The organism is Bifidobacteriaceae bacterium (assembly GCA_031281585.1).
Taxonomy (GTDB): Bacteria; Actinomycetota; Actinomycetes; order Actinomycetales; family WQXJ01; genus JAIRTF01.
In genome coordinates, this window is sequence record JAITFE010000060.1 from 32,345 (window position 1) to 55,814 (window position 23,470).

At 71.2% G+C, this 23,470-nt stretch carries 6 protein-coding genes; all 6 read right to left on the minus strand.

The features are described from left to right. Positions 1-523 precede the first annotated feature (523 nt). Positions 524-17,080 carry an Ig-like domain-containing protein gene (locus LBC97_06945; protein ID MDR2565786.1) on the minus strand — a complete coding sequence of 5,519 codons (16,557 nt, stop codon included), beginning with the start codon at positions 17,078-17,080 and terminating at the stop codon, positions 524-526. 439 nt (positions 17,081-17,519) lie between these two features. Further along, positions 17,520-18,788 (minus strand): glycosyltransferase, encoded by a 1,269-nt coding sequence (locus LBC97_06950; protein ID MDR2565787.1) that lies wholly within the window; start codon positions 18,786-18,788, stop codon positions 17,520-17,522. Further along, positions 18,785-20,002, minus strand: coding sequence for an amidohydrolase (locus LBC97_06955; GenBank protein MDR2565788.1), 1,218 nt, complete (start codon positions 20,000-20,002; stop codon positions 18,785-18,787). The genes LBC97_06950 and LBC97_06955 overlap by 4 nt, the downstream gene beginning before the upstream one ends. A gap of 10 nt (positions 20,003-20,012) precedes the next feature. Then, positions 20,013-21,548 carry a hypothetical protein gene (locus LBC97_06960; GenBank protein MDR2565789.1) on the minus strand — a complete coding sequence of 512 codons (1,536 nt, stop codon included), beginning with the start codon at positions 21,546-21,548 and terminating at the stop codon, positions 20,013-20,015. Beyond that, complete coding sequence (locus LBC97_06965) at positions 21,545-22,132, minus strand: 2'-5' RNA ligase family protein (GenBank protein MDR2565790.1); 588 nt, start codon at positions 22,130-22,132, stop codon at positions 21,545-21,547. Before LBC97_06965 ends, LBC97_06960 begins: the two co-directional genes overlap by 4 nt. Positions 22,133-22,314: 182 nt before the next feature. Then, a complete protein-coding gene (gene trpS / locus LBC97_06970; protein ID MDR2565791.1) occupies positions 22,315-23,343 on the minus strand; it encodes a tryptophan--tRNA ligase in 1,029 nt (342 codons plus the stop codon). Positions 23,344-23,470 lie beyond the last annotated feature (127 nt).

The window sequence follows — 23,470 nt, forward strand, 5'->3', positions numbered from 1 at the left end:
GCCGGTTTGGTCGCCGCAACTGCGACGACGTTCGGCGATTCGCGGGCTCCCAGCCTCCGCAGGGTTCGTGGTCCACTGAATGATAACCATTCCTATTAAATCCAATACAATAGGCGGTTGCGCCCAAATGCACAAGCTGGCGACGTCGGCGCCCGCCGACGTCGCCTATCCGCAGGTTGGCGGTCCTGCGCCGTTGGGCGCCGCCTGGGGCGGCCCCCGCCAGTCGCCGCCTGCCAAGCCACAAGGTGGCTATCACTCGCCAACCAGCGGCGCGTTATCCGCGAACCGGCTGGACGGGGCACCCGTTCCGGGCGTGACGACATCGCTCGCCAAACGGCACCGCGTTGTCCGCGAACCGGGTGGACCGGGCACCCGTTCCGGGCGTGACGACATCGCGCGCCAAACGGCACCGCGTTATCCGCGAACCGGCGGCCATGCGCCATTGGGCACCGCCTGCGGCGGCTCCGCTGGTCGGTGCCCGCCTGCGCCGCCGGCGTCAGCCGTCGCGCCTGCGGCGGCCTCCCTACTGGGCGCGGAGTCTGCGGCGGGCGGCCGCCCCCGCCGCGCCGCCGGCCAGGATCAGGGCGCAGGCGACCAGGCCCAAGCCGATCGCCGCCGGTCCGGTGAATGGCAGGCCGCCAGGCGGGCGCGCCCCCGGCGGCTGGGCGGGCGGGACGGTGTGGCCAGGACCAGCGGTTGGAGCCTGGGAGGCGGCCCAGCCCGGCGCGGACGAGGCGCTCGGCGAACCGGGCGAAGTCGGAGACGCCGATGGGCTCGGCGAGACCGGCGGGCCGGGGCAATCAACCTTGTAACCGGCGCTGTGCCGCCCGGACAGCGGGCCGGTCAGGACCACGGTCTGCTGGCCGTTCGGCGAATCCGCCGGGGTGGTCCACGCCAACTCGACCCGGCCGTCCGCGTCCGCCTTGGCGGTGCCCAAGAGCGCGCCGTCGCCAGTCGTGGCCGTGACATCCTCGCCGGGCTGGAAGTTGCGGCCGGTCGCCGCTTGCCTGGCCGCGCCGCACAGTGTTCCCAAGCTCAGGTTGACCTGCGGTTGGCCCACCCGCCACTTGACGCCGGTCGAATTGCCGGCGGCGTCCGTGACCGTGACGGTCACGATGGCGCCCTCGGGTTGTTTGGGCGTCAGCCCGCAGTCGAAGCGGCCGTCCCGGCCGACCGGGCAATTCGCCAGCGGACGGCCCTGTGAGTCCTCCACGGTGACGCTCAACTCACCCGCGGCGGCCGCCGCCGAGTCCTCCGCCGCGACCTGCCCCGTCAGGCGCCCGCCGTCGGTTGGATCGGGCCGGGCCGGGCTGGGCGGGGTCGAATCGGTGAACGCGATCCGGGCCCGGGCGGTTTCGTCAGGCGCGACAACCCCGTCCGCGATCCCAACCGGCTTGTCGCCCACAACGCCGGTCACGTCGTAGCGGCCCTCCGCCCCTCGGTACACGGCGGTGGCGACCCCGCCGGACGCCGGCGCCGCAATCTCTCCGCCGGCCCCGTCCCCCGAAGGCGCGGGTCCGTAGTCCACCAGCGACGCGGCGGCGTGGACCACTGCGGGGCCGGTCACCTGGCCCGAGCCCTCGCCCACCCAGGTGCCTGCCGGCACCGACAGAGCGACCGGACAAGGCAGCTGCCTGCCTCCGGACCAGCAGGACGCCAGGTTGCCGTTGGCGTCCCGCAGAGTCGCCGTGACGGTCTGACCAGCCGGATCATCGGCTCTGGCCGGCGCGGGCGGGCTGGTCAGCTCCGACCGCGACGCGTCAGGCGGTCCGCCCACGAACAGCGCGGTGCGCGCGTGGCGGTGGCCGCCGGGTTCGGTCGGGATGGGCGAACCGCCCAGGTTCGCCCCGACCAGCGCCCAGCCCGCCACCGTCGAGGTCACCTGGATGGCGACCCGGCCGTCATCGCCCGTCGCGTAGGAGCCGACAGGGCAGCTGCCGCCCGGCTCGGCGGGGCTGACAACGCTCATTCCGGCAGGCAGCTGCGGCGTGACGCACGCCCCCGCGACCGGCGCCGCAGCCGCGCCCGTCTGGCCGTTCATGACCGTGGCCGTCAACGTGTAGGAGTCGGCGCCGTCAGCCGTCACCACCGCAGCCGTCGAATCGGTCCGCAGCAACGTGAACGATGACGCCGCCGCCGAACCGGCCTGGTCCCCGGCCGCGAAGGCCACGTCGCCGGGGCTCAGGTCGACTGTCAGCGCGCCGGCGGCGACCGTCGCCGAAACCGGGAAGGTTCCCGCGAAGGCGGACACAATTGGCGCGTAGGCCAGGCCGGGCGTGTAGACGCCGTCCTTCAGGCAGTTGGCCGGGGCGGCCGACACGTTGGCGGCGTCACCCGCGCTCCCAGCGGCGGCGGCCACGTCGGTTGGGCTGCTCAAACCTGGGGCCCCGGCGGCCTCGGCCGCAGCCCCCTGGTTTTGCGCCCGGCCGACCGCGCCCCCACCCTGGGGTTCGGCGCCGCCGGCGGCTTGGGCCGGGCAACTCGCCACGGTCAATTCCTTGGCTTCCGGCGGACGCGAACCGTCCGCGAAGACCGGCGTCCCCGCAGTCCCCGGCTGGGCGGCGGGCACGGTGAAGGAGACCTTGGCCCCCGGCACGCCATTGCCGAAGCGGTCTTGCACCACCACTCGCGCCCATGACTGGTCCGTCAGGTTGGCGGGCACGGCGGGACGGAACGTCTCGAAGCTCGCGGCGGTGCGCGCCGGGTCGACGGGGCCCGCCACAAACTCAGCCCGCTTCACGCTTTGGCCGTAGTCCGGATCGGCCTGGGGGCCGCCCACCGCCTGGGGCACGCCGTCCACCTCGACAAACGCGCGGACCCAGACCCAGCCGGCTTTGTCCCCGGGCGCGCCGAACGGCACGCTCGCCTGGCCGTCCGGCCCCGAACGCTGGGCCTCGGAGGTGGTCCAAGGGCCCGCGCCGGGGGCCGTCGCCGAACCCCGCGCCCACTGGAACACCACGGGAGCGCCCTCGACCGCGTTGCCGGCGGCGTCCCGCACCGTCACGGTCGCCACATGCTGCTCTTCACCCGCGCGTTTGGGCTCCGCGCCCGTTGGGATGGCCAACTCGGAGGCCGCCCCTGAGGGGGTGCCCGCTACAAAGGTCAAGGCCACCTTGCCGTCCGTTCCGAGAGTGGTCGATCCGGCGGCGTCTTTCACGGTCAGCAAAGGCCGCTCCGGCGGCCCCGCCAGGGCGGCGGTGACCACATAGCGGCCAGCTCTGAGCGACGTGAAACGGCAGGTCGCAGCGCCAGCCACAGCCGTCGCCACGACGGAGCCGGGTCCGGCGACCGCGTCCTGGTCCGTCCCGCACGCCACCGCCAACCCGGCGGGCAGATGGAAAACCACCTCAGCCCCGGAGACCGGGTTGCCGTTGGCGTCCCGCAGTTCCGCCGCCACCGGGAGTTCGGCCACGCCGTCCGCCACCGCCGCGCCGGCCGGCTGCGCCAGCCAAGAGGCGTCCGGATCAGGCGCGGCGGCCCCGAAGCGAACCGTGAACGGCACCCCGACATCCGCCCACCCATCCGCTTCCCAGACTTGGACGCGCCCGGTGAACGTGCCGGCCACGGACGAATAGAGCCGCCAACTGAAGCGGCCAAAAGCGCTGCTCGAGGGGGCACCGGTGAGGCCCTCGACGGCATCGTCGGCGATTTTGACCGAAGTTGGCAACCCGGCCAGGCGCACCCGGGCGCCGGGGACCAACAGGCCAGCGGCCGACCGGGCGGTGACGGTCAGGGTGTACGAGTCGGCGGGCTGGCCGCTGGCCGGCAGCGACACGTCCGCGCCCGTCGCCGGGTCGGCGGTGTCCGGGTCGATGGCCCAGGCAGAATCGGCGGCACTGGCCGGGCCGGCGGTGAAGGAGACGGGCTTGGGCGAGCCGTCGACGGGCGCGCCGCCCGCGGTCGCGCTGACCGGGAAGGTGCCCGGCTCCTCGGAGGTGAAGTGCGCCATGGCCAGGCCAGCCTGCAAGACGCCGCCGTCGAAGCACCATTCGGGCGCGTTGGCGCCGGACGCCGGGTCGCAGGTCGTCACCGTGACCGTCCCCGTCTGCTGGCCCTTGACGTTCGGGCCCGGCACACCCGGAGCGCCCGCGCCGATCTGGAAGGTGACGGCGCGGCCGCCCAACGGGTTGCCGAAGCTGTCGCGGATCACGACCTGGCCGTAATGGCTCGCCTGGCCGTCCGCCAAGACCAGGTTCTGGGAGACCTCGAAATCCGACTTGACCAGGTCCATCGCGCCTGCGGTGAGCGTTAAGTCGACGGGGCTGCCGCCCACAATCTGGTCGCCGGCGTAGAAGCCGCAGCCATGCCACGGACCCGCCTTGGTCGAGGCGAAAGGAACCGTGGCCGTCCCGGCGGCGTCCGTCAACGCGGACGCGAACCGGGTGTCCTGGTCGGGCGCCTGGGTGCAGAACGCCGCCGGGTCGGATGTGTCCCCGGATGGGAAGAACCGGTATTGGATCGGCACGTCCGCCTGTTTGACCGGGTTGCCGCGCTGGTCCCGGAGTTGCACGCTGACCTGGTAGGTCGCGCCGCCAACGCCCAGTTGGAGCGGGGCCTTGGGCGTGGCGGTGATCAGCGACCCGGATGGGGAGATCGGCCCGGCCACGAATTGGGCCACGGCGGGAGAGCCCTTTTCGATGGGCGTCCAGGCGGCAGCCCCCTCCAACTGGCTTTTGGCCGTGACTTGGTAGACCCCGGCCTTTGTGGCCGTGACGGCGACTTCGGCCAGGCCCGTTTGCGGGTCGGCCTGTACCACCACTTCGGTTGGCGCCACCTCTGCGGCTGAACTGGGACCATCCCCGTCTCCGATGCCGTCCGGGGCCGCAACGGGACCGTCCCCGTTTTCGAGGGTCGCCGGGTCCGAAAAGGTACCGTCCCCAGTGTTGGAGGAGGCCGCTTCGAGGTCGGCGGGGAGGGCGAAGGCGACGCGGGCCCCCGGCACCGGGTTGCCCTGGGCGTCCAGGATGTACGCGCGGACCGGGAGTTGGTCGCGGCCGTCCGCGACCGCTGTGACGCCGGGGCCTTCCAAGTAGGAAACGTCCGGTGCGATGGGGCCGGCGGCGAACTCGATGGTCTGCCGGTCCGGCGCCACCGCCGCCGCGCCGATCATGGCGCGGACTTGGTATGAGCCGGCCGCCTTGGCGGTGAAGGTGACGCCGACCCGACCCGACTGGTCGGTCGTGTGCGGCCCGCGCGGCTGGATCGCCACCGCGCCGGGGACCTCGAACTGGACCTCGGCGCCGCCCACCGCGAGGTTGCCCGCGTCCCGCACGGTCACCACGGCCTGCCACGAGTCCAGGCCGTCCGCGGCCACGGCGGGGTGGTCGGCGCCAAGCGCGGTGGTCGGGGTCACCGTCCAAGACGACTGGGCGGCGCTGGGCGCGCCCGGACCGAATTCCAGTTCGGCCGAACCGACTTGAACGCCGCCGACTTCGGCCGTCACCTGGACCGATTCGACGGCGGTGTCGGAGATGTCGATCCGGGCCAAGCCCGCCGCCGAAGAGGCCACCGTGACGGTTTGGCCGTCTCCGGGGGCGCCGGCGATCCTGGCCGAGCCGCCCACTTTGAAGGTGACCGGCTCTCCCTCGACCGGGTTGCCGCCGGTCACCGCGTCTTGGACCAGCACTTGGGCGAAGTGGGCGGACGAGCCGTCGTTCGCCACCTTGGTTCCGGCCGAGGAGGTGAAGACCGAACCGGCCGGCACCGCCGGGCCCGGCCCGAAGCGGGCCGCCAGGACCTCACCGACCTGGCCGGACGGGATGGTCGCCTGGACCTCGTAAACCCCGGCCACCGCGACCGTCCAATCGGTCCACTGCGCGGTTCCCCCCGTCGATTCGACCACCTTGGAGCCGGACCAAACGCCCGCGCCCTGGGGCCGCCAGTTGAAGGTGACGGGCACGGAGGCGGCGGTGTAGGGGTTGCCGGAGGCGTCGAACAGCCTCACCGTGGGGGTGTGGAACCCCGTGCGGACGGGCATGACCTGGTTGGCGGTGGGGATGGCGAAAAGGGACCGGCCGGCGGAGACGGCGGCGTTGACGAAGACGGCCTTGGCCGGGCTGCCCTCGGTGATGGCCATCGCGCCCACGGTGGCGGTGACGTCGTAGACGCCGACCACCTTGGAGGCCAAGACCAGCCGGGCCTGGCCGGAGGCGTCGGCGTGCACCGCGACCGTGACCGGGCCCGGCGTCTCAAGGCGGGTGGCCTCTTCGACGGCCGTCACATTCGCCGGGATTGCGAAGGCGACCGAGGCCCCGGCCAGGGGGTTCGACTGGGCGTCCCGCAACTCGGCGGTGATGATCTGCTGTTCCCGGTAGTCCGCCTTGGCCGGGCCGGTTCTGGGCCCGATCAGACGGGACGTCAAGGCGTCCGGCGGACCCGGATTGAACACGACCTGGGCGGACTTGGCGCTGGCGCCGGCCTGGCCCAGCGACAATTGGTCGCCGCCCAGTTCGACCGTGACGTTGAATGAGCCCGCCTGAGTCGACGTCACCTCGTGAACCGCCGTGCCGGACTGGCCGTCAAGACGCCCGGAAGTGACCGGGTACTGCAGGACGCGGCCGGTCGCCGGGTCGGTCACCTTGACGATGGCGCGGACCCCGTTCAGCGGGTGCCCGTCCACGCTGCGGAGGTTGACCGTGACGCGGTAGGAGTCGCGCCCGTCCGCGGTGGCCGGATTCCCGGCGTTGGCCGGGTTGCGGTCCACCGTGAACCAGGACGTGGTCGGCTCCGCGGTGTCGCTGGTGAAGACCAGGTCCTTGGGGTCGGTCTGGCTGGCGCCGAAGACGCCCACCACCGGGAAGGCGCCCTCGAATTCGGACACCACGTCAGCGGTCAAGTAGCCGTCTGGACCGGATTCGCCGTCAACCTCCTTGCGGCCGTCCGCCAAAGGGGTGAAGACGGGCCCGTCCCCGGCCCCGGTCAATTTGAAGCCCAGGGCGACCCCGGACAGGGCGTTGCCCTGCGCGTCCTGGGCCTTCATCCGGACCCACAGCGGATGGGCGCCGGTCGCGGGCGCCACGGAGTCTTGGACCTCGAACGAGGCGAGCGTCCGCGCCAGGTCGAGGGGCCCCGCGACAAACCGCGCAGTGGCGGGCGAACCGGTGACCTCCGCGCCCGCCAGGTAGGCCCGCACCTGGAAAGCGGCCGCCTGGGTGGACGCGAAGTCGACCGCCGCCAGCCCCTCCCGGTCCGCCGCGACCGCCAGTTCGGTCAGGCGGGCCTCGTCGGGGCCGTAGCGGAAGAACACTTGGGCGCCCGCCACCGGGTTGCCGAAAGCGTCTTCGACCCGCACCTCGGCCCGGTGGGTTTGCCTGCCGTCCGCCACTTTGGTGGCGCCGCCGGCCGCCGTTGGGACGGTCAGAACCGATTTGTCCGATGCCGCCGGGCCAGCCGTGAAAGCCAGTAGCGCCCGGCCGCTGGTCGCCAGAGTCGCGCTTTCCCGCGCGTCTTTGACCACCGAGATGTCATCGCCGTCCAGTTTGGCGCTGACCGGGTATTCGCCGGCGGCGGTGGATTTGTACAACACGGTGGCGTAGCCGCCGCTGATGGGCGCGTCGACCGTGGGCATGGGGCCGCCTGCGGTGTCGGTACCCGCCACGGTGGCGGTCAGCCCCGGAGGCACGGTGAACACGACTCGGCCGGCGCCGGCGTTGTTGCCGGAGGCGTCCCGGATGTGCGCCTTGACCTGCAGTTGGTCGGCGCCGTTGGCGACGGCCGAGCCGTCCGGTTGCACCAGCCACGATTCGACGGCGGCCCCGGCGCCGGCGTTGAAGCGCAACGTCACCGGATCCGGCGCGACGGGCGCCCATTGGTTCCCGGTCGTGTTCACCTGCACGGTGGCGGTGTACACGCCCGCCGTCGCCGAGTAGAGGTTCCAGGTGTGGGTCCCGTAGTTGGCGGAGGCCGGGGCGCCGGTGGCGCCCCCCGTCCCGCCGGCCTGGACAATGTGGACTTTGGTGGTGTCCAGGCCCACCAACCGGACCCTGGCGTCCGGCACCAAGATGCCGCTGGCGGACTTGACCTGCACCGTTAGCGTGTAGGCGTCGTCCGGGTTGCCCGAGGCCTCGATGGACGCCTGCGGCGCGGCGGCCGTGTCCGGGTCGAGGACGTAGGAGGACGCGGCCGCGTCCGGCGAGCCCGCGACGAAGGACACCGGCTGCGGGGCACCCGCCACGGTCGCGCCGCCCACGGCGGCCGTGACGTTGAAGGACCCCGGTTCCTGCGAGGTGATAGCCACTTGGGCCTTGCCGGGCTGGTCGCACCAGGTCGGTTGGCCCGGGGCGGTCGGATCGCAGGCTGTGACCACCCCGTCCGGCGGCGCCAGTGTGGGCCCCGGCACGCCCGGCGCTCCCGCGGCGACGCCGAAGCTGACCTGGGCGCCGGGGACCGGGTTCCCATTGACGTCTTTGACGATCGCCCAGGCCGCATGGCTGGCCGCGCCGTCCGCCAGGACGTTGCCGGGCGTGACCTCGAACTGGGAGGCTCCGGCGGCCGCTCCCAACGGGTTGAACCGCAATTGAAGGGGTGAGCCCTGCGCCACCGTCGCCGCCCCGACCTGGGCCGTCGCCCGCCAAACGCCCGCGCGGGTGGTCGTGAAGGTGGTGGCGGCCACCCCGGCCGAATCGGTCAGCACGCTCCTGGTCACCGGCGCCACCCCCGGCGCGGGCATGGTGCCGTCAGGCTGCATCAACTCGAAGGTGAAAGCCACCGGCAGGCCGGCGGTCTCCACCCGGTTGCCGTATTGGTCCATCAACTCGGCCTTGACGGAAAAGGCGGTGATCCCGTCCGCCGGGAGCGGCCCCTGAGGGACGCTCGAGATGACTGAATGGGCCGGCGAGACGGGGCCGGCGACAAAGGTTGCCAGGGCCGGAGAGCCCCCTGTGATGTCTTGGTACGCGTCCTCGCCGCCGCCCCGCACGGCAGCCGTGACCTCATAGGTCCCGGCCGTGAAGGAGACCAAGGCGAGTTGGGCGCGCCCCTGGCCGTCCACTTCCACCTCCGCGCTGGCCCCTGCAGCCAGGGCGGCGCCGGCGGGCACGTCGAAGCGCACCGTCGCGCCGGTCACCGGGTTTCCGTGCGCGTCGGCGACGGTGGCGGTCACAACCTGGGTGGCCTGTCCGTCCGCGACCGCGCTGGAGGCGGGCCCGGTCAGGAACGTCCGGCCGGGTTCATGGCTGATGGGACCCGCCACAAAGGTGATCTGTTGGTCGGCTTCGGGGATCGGATCGGCGCCAATCAGCGCGTTGACCGTGTAGGTTCCGGCCACCACGGAGGTGAACTGGACCTCGAGGCGTCCGTCCGAGCCGGTCAGGTGGGGGCCGGCGGGACTGACTGTGACGGCCGGCGGCGCGGCGATTCCTACTTCGACCCCTTCCTTGACCTGGCCGTCCACGTTCAACACCAGCACCGTCGCGGTGAAGCTCGCCTGGCCGTCCGCGACCAGGGGCCCAGCCGGGGCGATGGACCACGAGGACCTGGACGGGTCGGCCGCGCTCTTGGCGAAGATGAGATCGGCCTCGCCTATCCGGTCGGCTTGGTTTATGACCGCCTGCACGTGGGTTGTTGTGTCCTCCCCTGAGGCGATCCTGACGCTGGCCGAACCGGTCGCAGAGGTGGTCACCGCGCAGGTCCGCGCGCCGCAGCCAGCGCCCGCGAAGTGGGCGGCGGTGTCGCCCGAAAGGCCGAAGGACACCGCCTCGCCCGCGACCGGGTTGCCCAAGGCGTCCCGCACCTGGACTGTGGCCGAGTGGGTGTCCACGTCGTTGGCCACCACCACGCCCACCGAGGCGCTGAAGGAGGAGTTGGCGGCGCTGGCCGGCCCGGCTTTGAACCGTGCCTGGCGGGCTGGAACAGCCTCGGCGATTCGCCCCGCCGCCACGTCGGCTCGAACCTCGTAGGCGCCCGCGCGGTCCACCGTGAAGTCCGTCCAGTCGGCAACGCCGTCAACGCTTTCGACAATTGGCCCGGCGGACCAAACCGAGGCGCCCGCCAACCTGTAATAGAAGCTGACCAGAACCGCAGGCGTGTACAGGTTGCCGGAAACGTCCCTGAGCGTCGCCTGGGCGGTGTGGAATTCGACCGCCACGGTCTTGACCTGGCCCGCCGTCGGGATGGTCAACTCCGAGCGGCCGGGGTCAAGGTCGGCGTTGACAAAGACGGCCAGCGCCGGCGAACCGTCGCCGATCGCCTGAGCCGCCAGGCGGGCCGTGACGGCGTAGGCCCCGGTCTTGGTCGAAACGAGGGTCAGCTCAGCGACCCCCAAATCGGCCCCGCCCGCGCCCGAGTCGACCACCACCCGGGCGGGTCCGGGCACCTGGCGCCCGTCGCCGGTCACCGCGGAAACATCAGCCGGGATGGCGAACTCGACCACCTCGCCGCCCACCGGGTTGCCGTTGGCGTCCGCGATCTCCGCCCTGACCACCTGGGTTTCCCGGCCGTCAGCCTTGGCCGGGGCCACGGGCGCGACCAGGCGCGAGGCGCCCGGCCCCACAGCTGCGGGGCCCGGCAGGAAGGTCACCGCGACCGACTTGACGCCCGGATCGGACTCCGTGCCCAAGCGGTTGTTGCCAATCGCCACCGTCACATCCCAGACCCCCGCTTTGAGCGTCCTCAAGTCCACCGTGGCCTGGCCGCGTCCGGCGCTGCCCGAACGAACAGGGTAGAAGACCGGCGCCGCGCCGGGGATGTTCCTTGGGGAGAAGCCGACCTGGGCGCCGGCGTTGTTGACGGGCACGTTGTTCGCGTCCCGCAAACTGACCGTCACCACATAGGCGTCCGACCCGTCCGCGAAGGCGGGCTGGCCCACGTTGGACTGGGACCGCTCGACCCGGAACCGCGACTTGTCGGGATCCGCGGACAAGTTGGAGAAGTGGACCTGCCTCACCGCCGACTGGGATGTTTGCCAGACCCCGCGCACGTCGAAATCGCCCGGCCAAACCGAATAGACGAAGGCTCTGGCCACCCCGTCCGGACCCGACTTGGCGGCCGCCTCCTTGGCCCCGCCCAGGGCGTCGCCAAAGGCGGGCCCCTGATTGCCGTCATAGACCAGAGCGAATTTGAGATCGGCCCCCTCGACCGGATTGCCGTATTGATCCTGGGCGGTCAATTGGGCGGCCGCGTTCGCCACGCCATCAGCCCGTTTGACGGTCGAATCGACCGTGAACGAGCCGAGGGTCGCCCAACGGTCCACGGGACCTGGCGAAAAGCGGGCTTGCTTGGGCGACCCGGCGGCATCGGCGGCGGTGCCCTCGACACGGGCCCAAACCGTCCAAGTGGTCGCCACTGTGGAGCCGAAATCGTAGCTGGCCACGCCCTGGCCGTCTGCGGCGACGGCGGCCGTGGAGCCGGTCACCAACCGGCCGGCCAGGTCGGTGTGCTCCCACCGGAACACCACCTGGCTGGAACCGTCCACAATGGCGTTGCCCTGCGCGTCCCTGACCTGGACTTGGGCGGTGTGCTTCTCGACTCCGCCGACTTCCTTCGCGGCCAAGCCGTCAACCCCGGCGGTCGGAATGGACAGCTCGGACATGGCCGGGTCGGGCGGGCCCGGCGTGAACGTGACCTCGGCTTGGCCGTCAACGCGCAACGTGGTGTCCTCGGCCGCGTTCTTGACGGTTTCCACCGGCTCACCGGCCACGGTGGCGCTGACCTTGTGGACGGCAGCCACGGTGGCGGCAAGGTCGATGCGGGCCTGGCCGTCGGCGATCGGGGCGGTGACGGCGCCGGGCCCGGTGACGGTGACGCCGCCGGAGGCCGGGTTGACGGCGGAGGTCCCCGCGGGGATGGCGAACACCGCCGACCCGCCCGCCGCCGGATTGCCCTGCTCGTCAAACGCGCGGACCATGACCGGCCGGGTGGCCACCCCGTCGGCCGGGGCGGAACCGGACGGCTGGACCAGCCATGACTCGGCGGCCACGGGCGGGCCGGCCACCAGGTTGGCGTAACGGTTGCCGTCCGGTGCCAGCGGCAGGAAGGCGCCGCCGGCCTCCACCACAATCTGCTGCCTGCCTGCCTTCAGCCCTGTGAAGTCGGCCGTGTAGCGGCCGTTCACCGCCGGATCGGGGGTGAACGCCGAGATCTTGACGCCGGCCCCGACCGGGCCGGAGGCGACCAGGGCCGCCCCGGCCGTGGTGATCGGGTTGGCGTTGTCCCCGATCAGGGTGGCCGTGATCACCCCCGTGTCGCGGCCGTTGGCCACCACCTCTTCACTCGACACGGTGAAGCTTGACGCGTTCGCGTCGATCTCGGTGTCCTTCCAAGTCAGAACCTTGGGAGAGCCTTTCACCGGCCGCCATTGGCCGCCCGCCATGATCTCCGCGACAATGACGCACCGGGAATCGGCGGCGGAGTTGACCTCGGCGGGGGCCTTGCCGTCCCCCGAGGTGCGCAAGATGATCTGGTTGGCCGGGTCGGCCGGGTCGGCCGTGGAATGGACGAACTCGGCCGCGCAAGGCTGGCTGAGGGTGAGCCGCACCTCGGCTCCCGCGACCGGATTGTTCCGGCCGGCGTCCCAAACGCGCACGCCCGGGTGGAACGCGACGCCGGTGTCGTGGCTGATCGAATCGCCGCCATCCGGCTCGTCCGCCGGGTCGTTCCAGTTGTCGAACCCCTCGGTCTCCTCCGGATAGAGCGTCGGGTCGCCCAGGACGAAGACCGACCAGTCCGGGTCGGGGGGCGGGGTGGCGAACACCGCGGTCACATGGTCGTTGCCCGTCCCCTCCTCCGCAATCGTCTGTTTGGCGCCGTCGGCCCCCGTGTAGGTGACGCTGACCGTCTTCGAGCCCGCGCGTCCGGAATAGACCTCCAATGCGTAGACGCCGTCCGGGCACCGGCCGCCGACGGGCGCGGCCGCGCAGCCGAACTGGCCCGCCGAGCCGGCCGGGGCGGCGAAGTAGACCTTCGCGTCCGGGCTGGAAGCGGCCAACCGGCCGATCGCGTCCTCATAGGGGCGCCCCTCGGCGTCCCGCAGGGTCACCGTGACGGTTTGCCTTCCCCAACTGGCCGGCTGCGAGCCGGGGGCGTCGTGGTTGGCCGGCTGGTCGGCATCGGCGGTGATGCTCATGCCCGAACCGGACGTGGACGGGCCGGGCGGGGCGAACTCGAACGTCTGGGGCTCCGCCAAGTAGGCGAGGCTCGAATCGGCTTGCGCGAAGCTCACCCTCTTGCCGGAATACGCGGCGGCCTGGTCGGACCAGATTCTGACCTGGTAGAGGCCCGCCTGACCGGACGCCGTGTCCTCGGCGAACTCAACCCGGTTGGGGGGCGGCGCCAGCTCGGCCCAAGCCAGCTTCCCGGCCGCGAGCGCGCCCGTGATCGGGTTGCCGTTGGCGTCCCTCAGCGTCACAACGCCCTCATGGTAGGTGTTGGCGGCGGCGCCGTTGGCGGCGGAGGCGAACCGGACGCCTGTGGAGGTGACGTCGAAGGTGGAGGTGGCCGGATCGATCGAGGCCATCGGCAGGAAAGTGGCAGTGACGTGCCTGCGGTTCGGGTCCTGTCGGCTCGGCAGCGCGCCGTTCACACCGCTGACCCACACGCCCAAGCTCTTGGGGCCCGACTTGGTCGAATAGACAGCCACCGTGTAGCGGCCCTCGCGGCCGTCGGCCTTGTCCTCGGCCACTGCGCCGAACACCACGCCGACCTCCGCCGGGCAGGTGGTCCCCGGCGCCGAGTCGGCCCCGGCCGCGCAGGTCTTGGCAAAGTCCGCGTCGGTCAACCCGGTCACCCCGTTGCCCGCCGCGTCTGCGACCTGGATGCCCAGCACGTAGAAGTCGCCTTGGCCGGCGCCCGCCACGCCGTAGTTGGCCGTCCTGTCGGCGGTGTCCGCAAGATCGATCTGGCCGGACGCCGCCGCGCCCTCTTTGAACCAGACGTCGACCGGCGAGGTCGCGGTCGGCTCGCCCGTGGCGGCGTTGTCCAGATAGGCCCCGTCCACGTTGGCGGTCAAGTCGTAGCCGCCCCTGACGCTGGCGATCACGCGGACGGGCGTGTCGCAGGCGCCGTCCTGGCCCACCACGCAGGTGTGGGACTGCCCCGCGTCCTGCCAGGTGGCGGCGTCGTTCTCCGAATACTGGAACCGCGCGCCGGCTTGGGTGGCGCCGGTGCCGGCGCGTGGGGCGAGGGCGAGGGCGACCTCGGCGCCGCCGACGGGCACGGTCACCGCGGCGCCGGCCTGGTCTTGGACAACGCCTTTTAGAGCCACAACGACGGCGGCGTTGCCGTCCGGGATGGTCAGGCGGTCGGCGGACGCCGAATTGCCGCTCGGATCCGCCGTCACCGTCGAGACGGCGAAGTCGACGGCCGGGGCGTAGGTTAGCTGGCAGGTGATGTCGGCGGGGAGGCGGCCGGCGGCCGGTACGGGGACGGTCACCTTGGCGGCCGCCTGGTCGACGGCGGCGCCCAGGTCAGTTTGAGTCGCCGAGTCGTAGCACCAGGTGTCGACCGGCTTGCCCGCCTGGACGCCGGCGCTCAGCCGCCAGCCGTTCATTCCAGCCGCCGATGCCGCGCCCACACCCGTCGTGTCGAGCACCACCGGCGCTGTTCGGGACGTCAGGGCGTGGCCGGTTCGGGAGACCTCAAAGGTCCCGCTCGCGTTGGTGAGGATGCGGTCCTGGGCCGACGAGGGGCCTGCTCCCGCCACGTTCGCAAGGGCCAGGTTGGCGTTGGCGGCGTTCCCGCCCAAGGTCCGCGCCTGAACTCTCAGGACCCCTCCGGCCAGCCCCAAGGCGTAGTCCTCGATTTCCCCTTGGGGCGCCCAGGCGTCTTTGGCGCCGTCCACGGGACCGTGCGAGGTGGCGGTGAAACCCGTGTCGGGGCCGACCCTCAGCCGGGCGAAAAGCGGGGTGACGCTACCCTTGGGCGCGCCTTGGTCCGCTTGGTAATCGCAGTAGACGTAGCCCTCGGCGTCTGGCGCGTCATCGCAGCCGCCGCCAGCGCCCAACAAGGGCCGGTCCATGGCGGACGCGGCGACTCCCCCTTCGGTCAGACTGGTGATCCAAGCTTTGACGTGCGCGTTCTTGACCGCGTCCGCTAGACCGGAGGCTTTGGCCCTGAACCGGTACCTCCCGCCGGACACCATGATCTGGCCCTGGGCAGGCGCCCAGGAGCGGTCGGCGTCGGTTTCCCCCGCCACCACCGGCGCCATCTCCAGCCCGTCGTCGGTGGCGTGGGCGTCCGCCAGCGCGCTGGGTTGGCCGTCGGCGTAGGCGCCGGCGGCGGCCCCCAGGTACAGGTAGCGGTCGGATCCGAGCCGGGCGTTGGCGTAGGGGCCCTGCTGCGCGTTCGTGGTCTTGTAGGAGGCCGGCGCGTCGCCCCAAGACCCGGTCGTTGTGATCCCGAAGTCGGCGGTGACCACCGCCAGGTCCGACCTCATGACGACATGCGACACGATCCCGGCCCCGCCGGACGCGGCCAGCGGATCGGCGACGTTTGGGGGGTCCACCCCGTCGGCGCGGGCGCCGAAGCAGGGCCCGGACTTCGCTTGGGCCTGATAGTCGCCGTCTTGGGTGAAACAGTAGGGGCGCAAGGCGTTGACGGGGTTGTCCGCGAAACGGAACTCGCCCGCCGAAGCGTAGGTTTGGGCGGCGTTGACGCCGTTTATCTGCGGCCGCCTGAGCCGCACCAAGAACTCCCCCTCGGCGGCCGGCAACATGGCCGAATAGCCCCCCGACCCGTCGGTTGTGAGCGTCCCCTTGAGCGCCCATTGGGAGGTGCCCGAGGCACCGGTTTTCTGCCAGATCTCGACCGGGATGTTCCCGGCCCCGCCCTCGCCGTTGTCGCGCCTCGAATTCGCGTTCGCGTCGTTGAAGACGGTTCCGTCAATCAGGGGCGCCATCTGGGCGGAGGCCAAATCTTTCGGATAACCGGGAGGGTCCCCCTTGCCGCCAAGGTTCTCGATCGCCCCGGACAGCGGATCGTAACGCCAGACCGGCGAACTGGCGATCGACTCCTGCACATACATCTTCCCGTTCATGAAAGCCATCCCGTAATTCGACGCGTTTGAGGATTTTCCGGTGAAGAACTTGACCACCTGGTAGGTGTACTTGCCCATCGGATCCGGCTCGCCCGCAACGGTGGCGGGCACGTTGATCCGCAACAAAACATGACGGTCGTCCGCGTTGCGCGCAAAGACATAGGCGTTGCCGTTGGCGTCAATGGCCATGTCGGACCCTATGTACCAATATTCGGTGCGAGGAAACGGCGGTTTCCCGAACTGCTTGTCCCAGGCGCCGTAAATGGTGTCGTTCAGGGCGGTGGTGGTGCCGCCATTGGAGGCGAGGCAGGTCAGCGTCCGCTTGCCGCCGGCGTCCTTGGCGACTCGGAAGATGGACAACCTCAGGCCCTCCTCGGTCGTGGCGTCGGCGCCGATCAGCTCGTCCACCGCGGTGGTCATGATCGCGTACACGTAGCCGTTCTTTTGGTTGATCTCGCCGCTGTAGGCCAAGGGCCCGGAGCAGTCCCGGCCTCCCGGTTTGCCGCCGAAGGCTCCCAAGGAGATGGCGTTGACCTGCTTCGTCGCGTTGTCGCGCTCCATCAGGGTGACCGGGATGCCGGGGGCGGAATACCAACCGACGGCGTGGAGCGTGTAGTCGCCGGTCTTCGCGTAAACCGGGCCGACTCCCAGCGTCTCCCACAGGTCGGGGGTGGCCGAGCCGTTGCCGGTCCGGTCCTTGTCCATGATCAGCGCGGCAGTCGGGAGCTCGGTGTCATTCCAGGGCGATGACCATTTGTAGGCCACGGTGAGGTCGGCAGAGCTCAGAGCGTAAAGATCCGAACGCGAGAACTCCCCCTCCCATCCGCCCAGGTAGGCGGTGGCGGCGCCGGGGCCGGATTGCCACAGGCCCACACCGGTCAGGGCCGTCAGCGCCGCCAGGTGCCAGGCGACCAGGCGCCCCCACCACGCGCGTCGCGCGGAACGTTGGCGCCCGCGGCCAGTGTGGGAGCGATGGCGGCCAATCGGTCCGGCGTTGCGTCCGGCTCCGCCGCCGTTGGCGCCGGCCGCGCTGGCGTGGCGGTCGACTCGCTGGCCTGGGGCGCGGCCCCCGGCCGGGCCGGACCGGTCGTTGGAAGGGACGGTTGCGCTCATCGTTGATCCCCCGATGATGTGGCCTTGCGGGCCGCCCACGGCGCGGTGTCCCGCGTCCGCGTCGAGCGCCCCGGTGGCTGTTGATGTGGCGCCGCCAGCATAAGCAGCCGGGGCGGGTCGAAGCCCGCTTGAGCGTTCTCAGGCCCACCAGTTGAGAACCGCCGATGCCGTCCACGGGCCAGGCGCTGAGCCCGCCGCGCCGTTCACGCCGGGAGGCTCGCCGCCGGAGGTTCGCCGCCGGCCGCCGCTCCGGGGCGGGGCCGTTTGGGCGGCCACTTTCGTCGCTGGACTCGGCACCGGCCGCCGGCCCCTCCGCTCAACCCTCCCGAACGCCCCCTTCGGGCCGCCCGGCCCAACCAGCAGACGCGGACCCGCCGCCCCACCGCCGACCCCTCCGCTCAACCCTCCCGAACGCCCCCGTTGGGCCCGCCCGAGCCAGTCAGCGCGGAGCGGACGCGGCGACCGCCGCGTAAGTGGCCGCAAGGGCCGCGGCGACATGGTCCCAGGTCCGCTCGCGTCCCAAGTTGACCCCGCCGGCGCTGAGTTTGCGGGCCAGTTCCGCGTCTTGCAGCACCCGCCGGATGGCGCCGGCCCAAGCTTCGGGCCGGCGCGAGCGAACCAGCAGGCCGGTCACCGAATCGATCACAGAAGACCGCAGCCCGGTGGTGTCAGAGCCGATCACGGGCGCCCCGCAGGCCGCAGATTCGATGGCCACCAGGCCAAAAGTCTCGGAATGCGAAGGCATCAGGCTGGCCCGCGCGCCCCGGAGCAGCTCCGCCAGGCGTTCGGGGCGCTGAGTGCCCATGAAGACCACGTCGCCGGCCAGACCCAGGGCCGCCACCAGGGATTTCAACGAGGCCGCGTACTCCAGGTGGCCCGGTCCGGGCGCCCCCGTCACCACCAACGCGGGCCGGAGCCCCGGCGGCAATTCGGCCAGCGCCCTGATCGCGAGGTCCTGTCCTTTCAGCGGCTGAATCCGCCCGATCATCATCAGATAGCCGGCCCGCCGCCGCAACGCCTCCGGCAAGTCGTCCGGGCATGGCCCCGGCCCAGGCCCGAACACGGAGCCGTCCACACCGGGGCTGATCACCGCGACCCGTTCGCCCGGGACGCCGTAATCCCGCACGATCGCGTCCCTTTCCGCCGCGCTCACCGTCACGACCCGCGCCGCCCGCCTCGCCAATCCTTGTTCGCCTGCCAGGCGGGCGGATCCCTCGGGGGCGTCGCCGCTGGCCAGCGCCCGGTTCTTGATGGTCGCCACAGTGTGCAGCGACTGCACGTGAGGGATGCCCCAGGCCTCCGCGGCCGCTTCGCCAGCCAACCCCGACAACCAGTAGTGCGAGTGGACCACGTCCGGCTTGGGATAACGCCCCAAGGCGGCCGCGAACTCGCCCGCCAGCGGGGCCAGCTCTGACTTGTCCACCGGGGCGACCGGCCCGGCTCTGAGGTAGTGGGCCACCGCTCCGCCAATGGACTGGCTGGGGTGGGCCAAATCGGCCGCCGAGGTGGCGCGCGAGTAAATGTCGACCCGATGCCCGGCCCTCGCCAAGGCGGCCGCAGCCGCCTTCAGGTAAACGTTCATCCCGCCCGCGTCGCCAACACCGGGCTTGACCAGCGGAGAGGTGTGCAGCGAGATCAGCGCTATCCGCAGGCCCCGCGGTCCGGCCGGGTGGGCCAGGACCTCGCAGGTCGAGTCGCAGACGGTCATGCGCTGGCCGCCGTCGCCGCGAGGACCTCGACGCCAACCCGGATGGCGCCTTCGTCCGGGTCAAAATCGGGCTGGTGGAGGTCGGCTGGTTGGGCGCCGGGAATGCGCACGCCGAGTCGCATCAGGGCCCCCGGCACTTCGCGCAGGTACCAGGCGAAGTCCTCCCCGCCCATGGACTGTTCCGCCACTAGGACGTTGTTGCCGCCCAGCACCGCTCTGGCGGCGGCGCCCACAAGCCCGGTCACGGCCGGGTCGTTGACCACCGGGGGCACGCCGGATTGATAGTCCAGTTGGGCCCGGATGCCGTACTGTTCGGCCAGCAGGGGCACCGCCTGCTTGACGATCTCCGCCGCCCGGTGCCAGGTCCGCATGTCGCCGGCCCGCAATGTGCCCTTGATGACGGCCGAGGAGGGGATGGCGTTGTGGACTTCGCCGGCGTGAACTGCCCCCCATGTGAGGGACACCACCGAGCGCGGATCGAGCCGCCGGTCCAAGACGGCCGGCAGGCCGATCAAGAGCTGGCCGACCGCGTAGACCAGGTCCTGGGTCAGTTGCGGGCGGGAAGTGTGGCCGCCTTCGCCGTAGGCGTAGATGGTCACCAGGTCTGCGGCCGAGGTGATCGACCCGGTCTTGATTGCCACGGTCCCAACTTGGTAGCGGGGATCGCAGTGCAGGGCCACGATCCGGTTGACCGAGTCGAGGGCGCCTTGGCCGATCAGTTCTTTGGCACCGGACGGCTGGACCTCCTCCGCCGGCTGGAAGATCAGCCGCACGGGTGAACGCAACAGCCCGGCCCGGTGTAATTCGGTCAAGACCAGCCCGGCGCCCAGGGCGCAGGTGGTGTGCATGTCGTGGCCGCAGGCGTGGGAGGCCCCATCCTTGACCGAACGCCAGGGGGTGGCGGTGCCGTCCCCGATCGGGAGGGCGTCAATGTCGGCCCGGATCGCGAGACGCGGCCAGCCCGCCTCCTCGATCGAGGGTCCCAGGTCGCACATGAGGCCGGTGCCGTTGAACCGCCTCGGATCGAGCCCCGCCTCGGCCAGGCGGCGCAGAATCACCGAAGTGGTCCGCACCTCTTGACGGGCGATCTCCGGATGGCGGTGCAGGTCCCGCCGGATTTCGATGAGTTCGTCAAGCAGGCGACCCGCGCCGCGTCTGATGGCTTCGCGGGTGGCCGGTGCCAGGGTCGGGGAATCACCGAGCTGACTGGACACGACCTAAACCCTACAACCGCTCGCTTTGGCCACGCCGTTCAAGGCTCTCAACGAGTTGCTTGACCTCCTGGGCCCGCGAAAGGGACGTGACCAGGACGGCATCGGGCGTGTCGACAACCACAACGCCGGGCACTCCGAGTAAGGCGACCAACCGACCCCCGGCGGCGAGGGCGAGGGCACCGGGCGAGTCCTCGACCACGGGAGCGGGGCTCCCGTTCAGGACCAACTGCCGCGCGGGCGGCCCGCACACGGGGGCCGCGGCCCTTCCCCCAATCGCCTCGTCCTCCGGGCCGCGCCCGACCCGGCCGACAACCCCGGCCACTTCGCCTTCTCCGGCCACTTCGCCTTTCCCGGCCGCATCCTCTCCCTCGGCGACCCGGCCGCGCCCGACCCGGCCGACAACCCCGGCCACTTCGCCTTCCCCGGCCACTTCGCCTTTCCCGGCCGCAGCCTCTTTCCCGGCGACCCCGGCCACCCGGCCGCGCCCGGCCCCGCCGACAACCCCGGCCACGTCACCTTTCCCGGCGGCCCTGGCCACATCGCCTTCCCCGGCCATCCGGCCGCGCCCGACCGGAGCCGTCCCGGCGTCCGAACTGCCGCCGCTGATTATCTGCGGCGGGACCTCGCCTCGGGCTCCGGCTAGGCTGCCGGGTCTACCCGCCCCAACCGGTTCGGCCAACTCGGCGAGCGAGCCGAAGTCACCGATGTCGCTCCAGACGAAGTCGCCGGGCACGGTGGCCAAGCCGCCCTCGGCCGCCACCGGCTCGGCTATGGCATGGTCGAAAGCGATCCGTTGGAGCCTCGGCCAGACCTTGGCGGCGACCTCGTCGCGCGGTCCTCCGTCCCAGGCGTCCGCCAGTTGCCCAATCCCATCGGCCAGCGCGGGGTGCAATAGTTCTAGCTGGTCAAGCAGCAGGTTCACCTTGAACACGAACATGCCCGCATTCCAGCGGTAGCCGCCTGCCGCCAAATACTCTGCGGCGGTCGCCTTGTCGGGCTTCTCCTTGAAGGCCGCCACCAACGCGACTTCGGGCACCTCGACCAGTCCCAGGGAGGGCCCGGATTTGATGTACCCGTAGGCGGTCGACGGCCCTGAGGGCACAATCCCGATGGTGGCGATGAAGCCCTCCTGGGCGGCCAGGTAGGCGGCCTCGACCGCTGCGGCGAAACCCTTCTGACCGTGGATGATGTGGTCGGCAGCGAAGGAGCCCAGGACCACGTCGCCGTGACGCCGCTGGGTGACGGCGGCGGCGAGGGCGATCGCGGGCATTGAGTCGCGCGGACCGGGCTCCACGATCAGATTGGCGGGGTTCAGCCGGTCAAGTTGCGTGGTCACTGCGGCCGCGTGGGCCGCCCCGGTGACCACTTCGATGTGCCCGGCCCCGGCCAGCGGCTCGAGGCGGTCCCAGGCTTGTTGGATCAGGGTCCGGCCTTCGCCGGAAAGGTCGAGGAGGAACTTCGGGTGGGCTTGACGCGACAGCGGCCAGAGCCGTTTCCCCGCCCCGCCGGCGGGGATGGCCGCAAAGAATTCCGGCAACGGGTTCACTTCGACTCCTCGGGACCGGACTCGGCCGACGCCTGCCCGCGGCCGGAGGGGGCCAGGGGGAAGCGGCGGAGGGGCTGCCAAACGGCATCGGGCTGGAGGAGACACACCTCAAGCGCGTCAACCGCGAATCCCTCGTCGAGGTCGCCGATCGCGTTTTCGGCTTGGTCAAGCACCGCGTCCGTGGCGTCCTGAGCGACCGTGACGTGGGGCTCGTAGGGGAACCGGCCTTCCGGGTGTCCAATGGCCTCGCGGACTTGGGACTCGAGGGCGGCACAGGCGCCCGCACCTTCAACCAGTTTGGCGAACACCACCGGTGTGACCGGCCGGAAGGTGCCAGCTCCCCGCAACCGCACGTTGAACGGCCCGCATTGCCCGATTCGGGTTTCGATTCGGTCCAACATGGCAGGCAGGGCGGATCGGCTTACTGCGGTCGGGGGAATGACGGTGATGTGGGGCGGGAAGGCTTCCGCTTGCGGGTCGCCGCAGGCGCGACGGACCTGCAGCAAACGCTCGCGCAGGGGTGAGGGCACCACCAGGGAGGCGCCAACGCAGACTTGGTCCGGACCGAGAAGGGGAAACCTCATTCAGGCGTCCTCGCCTGCGCGGCACCACTGACCGGCCCCACTGCCTGAAGCCACTGACCGGCACCACTCCCTGTTGCGCGCGGCATCCCTCGCCACAGCGCTTTTCGGGCGCCACCCGCGCCGATGAAGCTGGCGATCCGCCACCAGACCGGCACGGCAACGGCGGCCGCCCCCATCGCAGGTCACGGAGCCTCCCCGGCAGGACCCAATCCGAAACGCCCAGCCATCCGCTGGTAGACAACCTCGGCAATGGCCTCCGCCCGCCTGGCGCCTTCGGCGAGGACGAGGTCGAGCTGGCCCGGATCGCTGAGGTAGAGGCCGGTCCGTTCCCGGAAGGGACGCAGCGCCTCCACCACCACTTCGGCGAGATCCACTTTGAGGTGGCCGTAGAGCTTGCCCTCGTATTCACGGACGATTTCCTCAACGGCTTTGCCGGTCAAGGCCGAATAGATGCTGAGCAGGTTGGCAACTCCAGGCTTGTTTGCGGGATCCCATGCGACCTCTGAGCCTGAGTCGGTCACCGCCGACTTGATCCGCTTGGTGATGACCTTCGGGTCGTCAAGGAGCTCAATGATCCCGGCCGGGTGGCCGGTTTTCGACATTTTCGCGTTGGGCTCTTGGAGGTCGAAAATCTTGGCGGTCGCCTTTACGATCAGCGGTTCTGGGATGACCGCGGTGCCTTCGCCAAACCTGGAGTTGAGGCGGGCAGCCAGGGTCCGCGAGAGTTCGAGGTGTTGGCGCTGATCCTCGCCGACGGGCACCAGTTCGGCGTCATACAGGAGGATATCCGCGGCCATGAGCACGGGGTAGTCGAACAGCCCGACGGTGATCGACTTGTCGCCGAGTTTGGCGGACTTGTCCTTGAATTGGGTCATGCGGCCGGCCTCGCCGAATCCAGTCAGGCAATTCAGGAGCCAGGTCAGCTGGGCGTGCTGAGCCACCTGGGACTGAACAAACAAGATGGAGCGCTCGGGGTCAACTCCAGCGGCCAGGAACTGGGCGGCGGTGGCCCGCACCCGCTCGCGAAGGGCGGCCGGGTCGGGCCCGACGGTCAGTGCGTGAAGGTCCACCACCGAATAGATGCAGTCGTAGGAGTCCTGCAATTCGACCCACTGCTTGAGCGCCCCCAGGTAGTTGCCGAGGTGAAGCGAATCGGCGGTCGGCTGGATACCCGAGAAGGCGCGTGGTCTAGGCGTTGGCACGGTGAACATTCTGGCATCCTCCTTCTCGGCAGCCCAATCGGGTATTCGCCACCCGACCCGAGAACACCGCCGGACCCGAGGCCGCCACCCGACCCGAGAGCACCGCCGGACCCGAGGCCACCGCCCGACCCGAGAA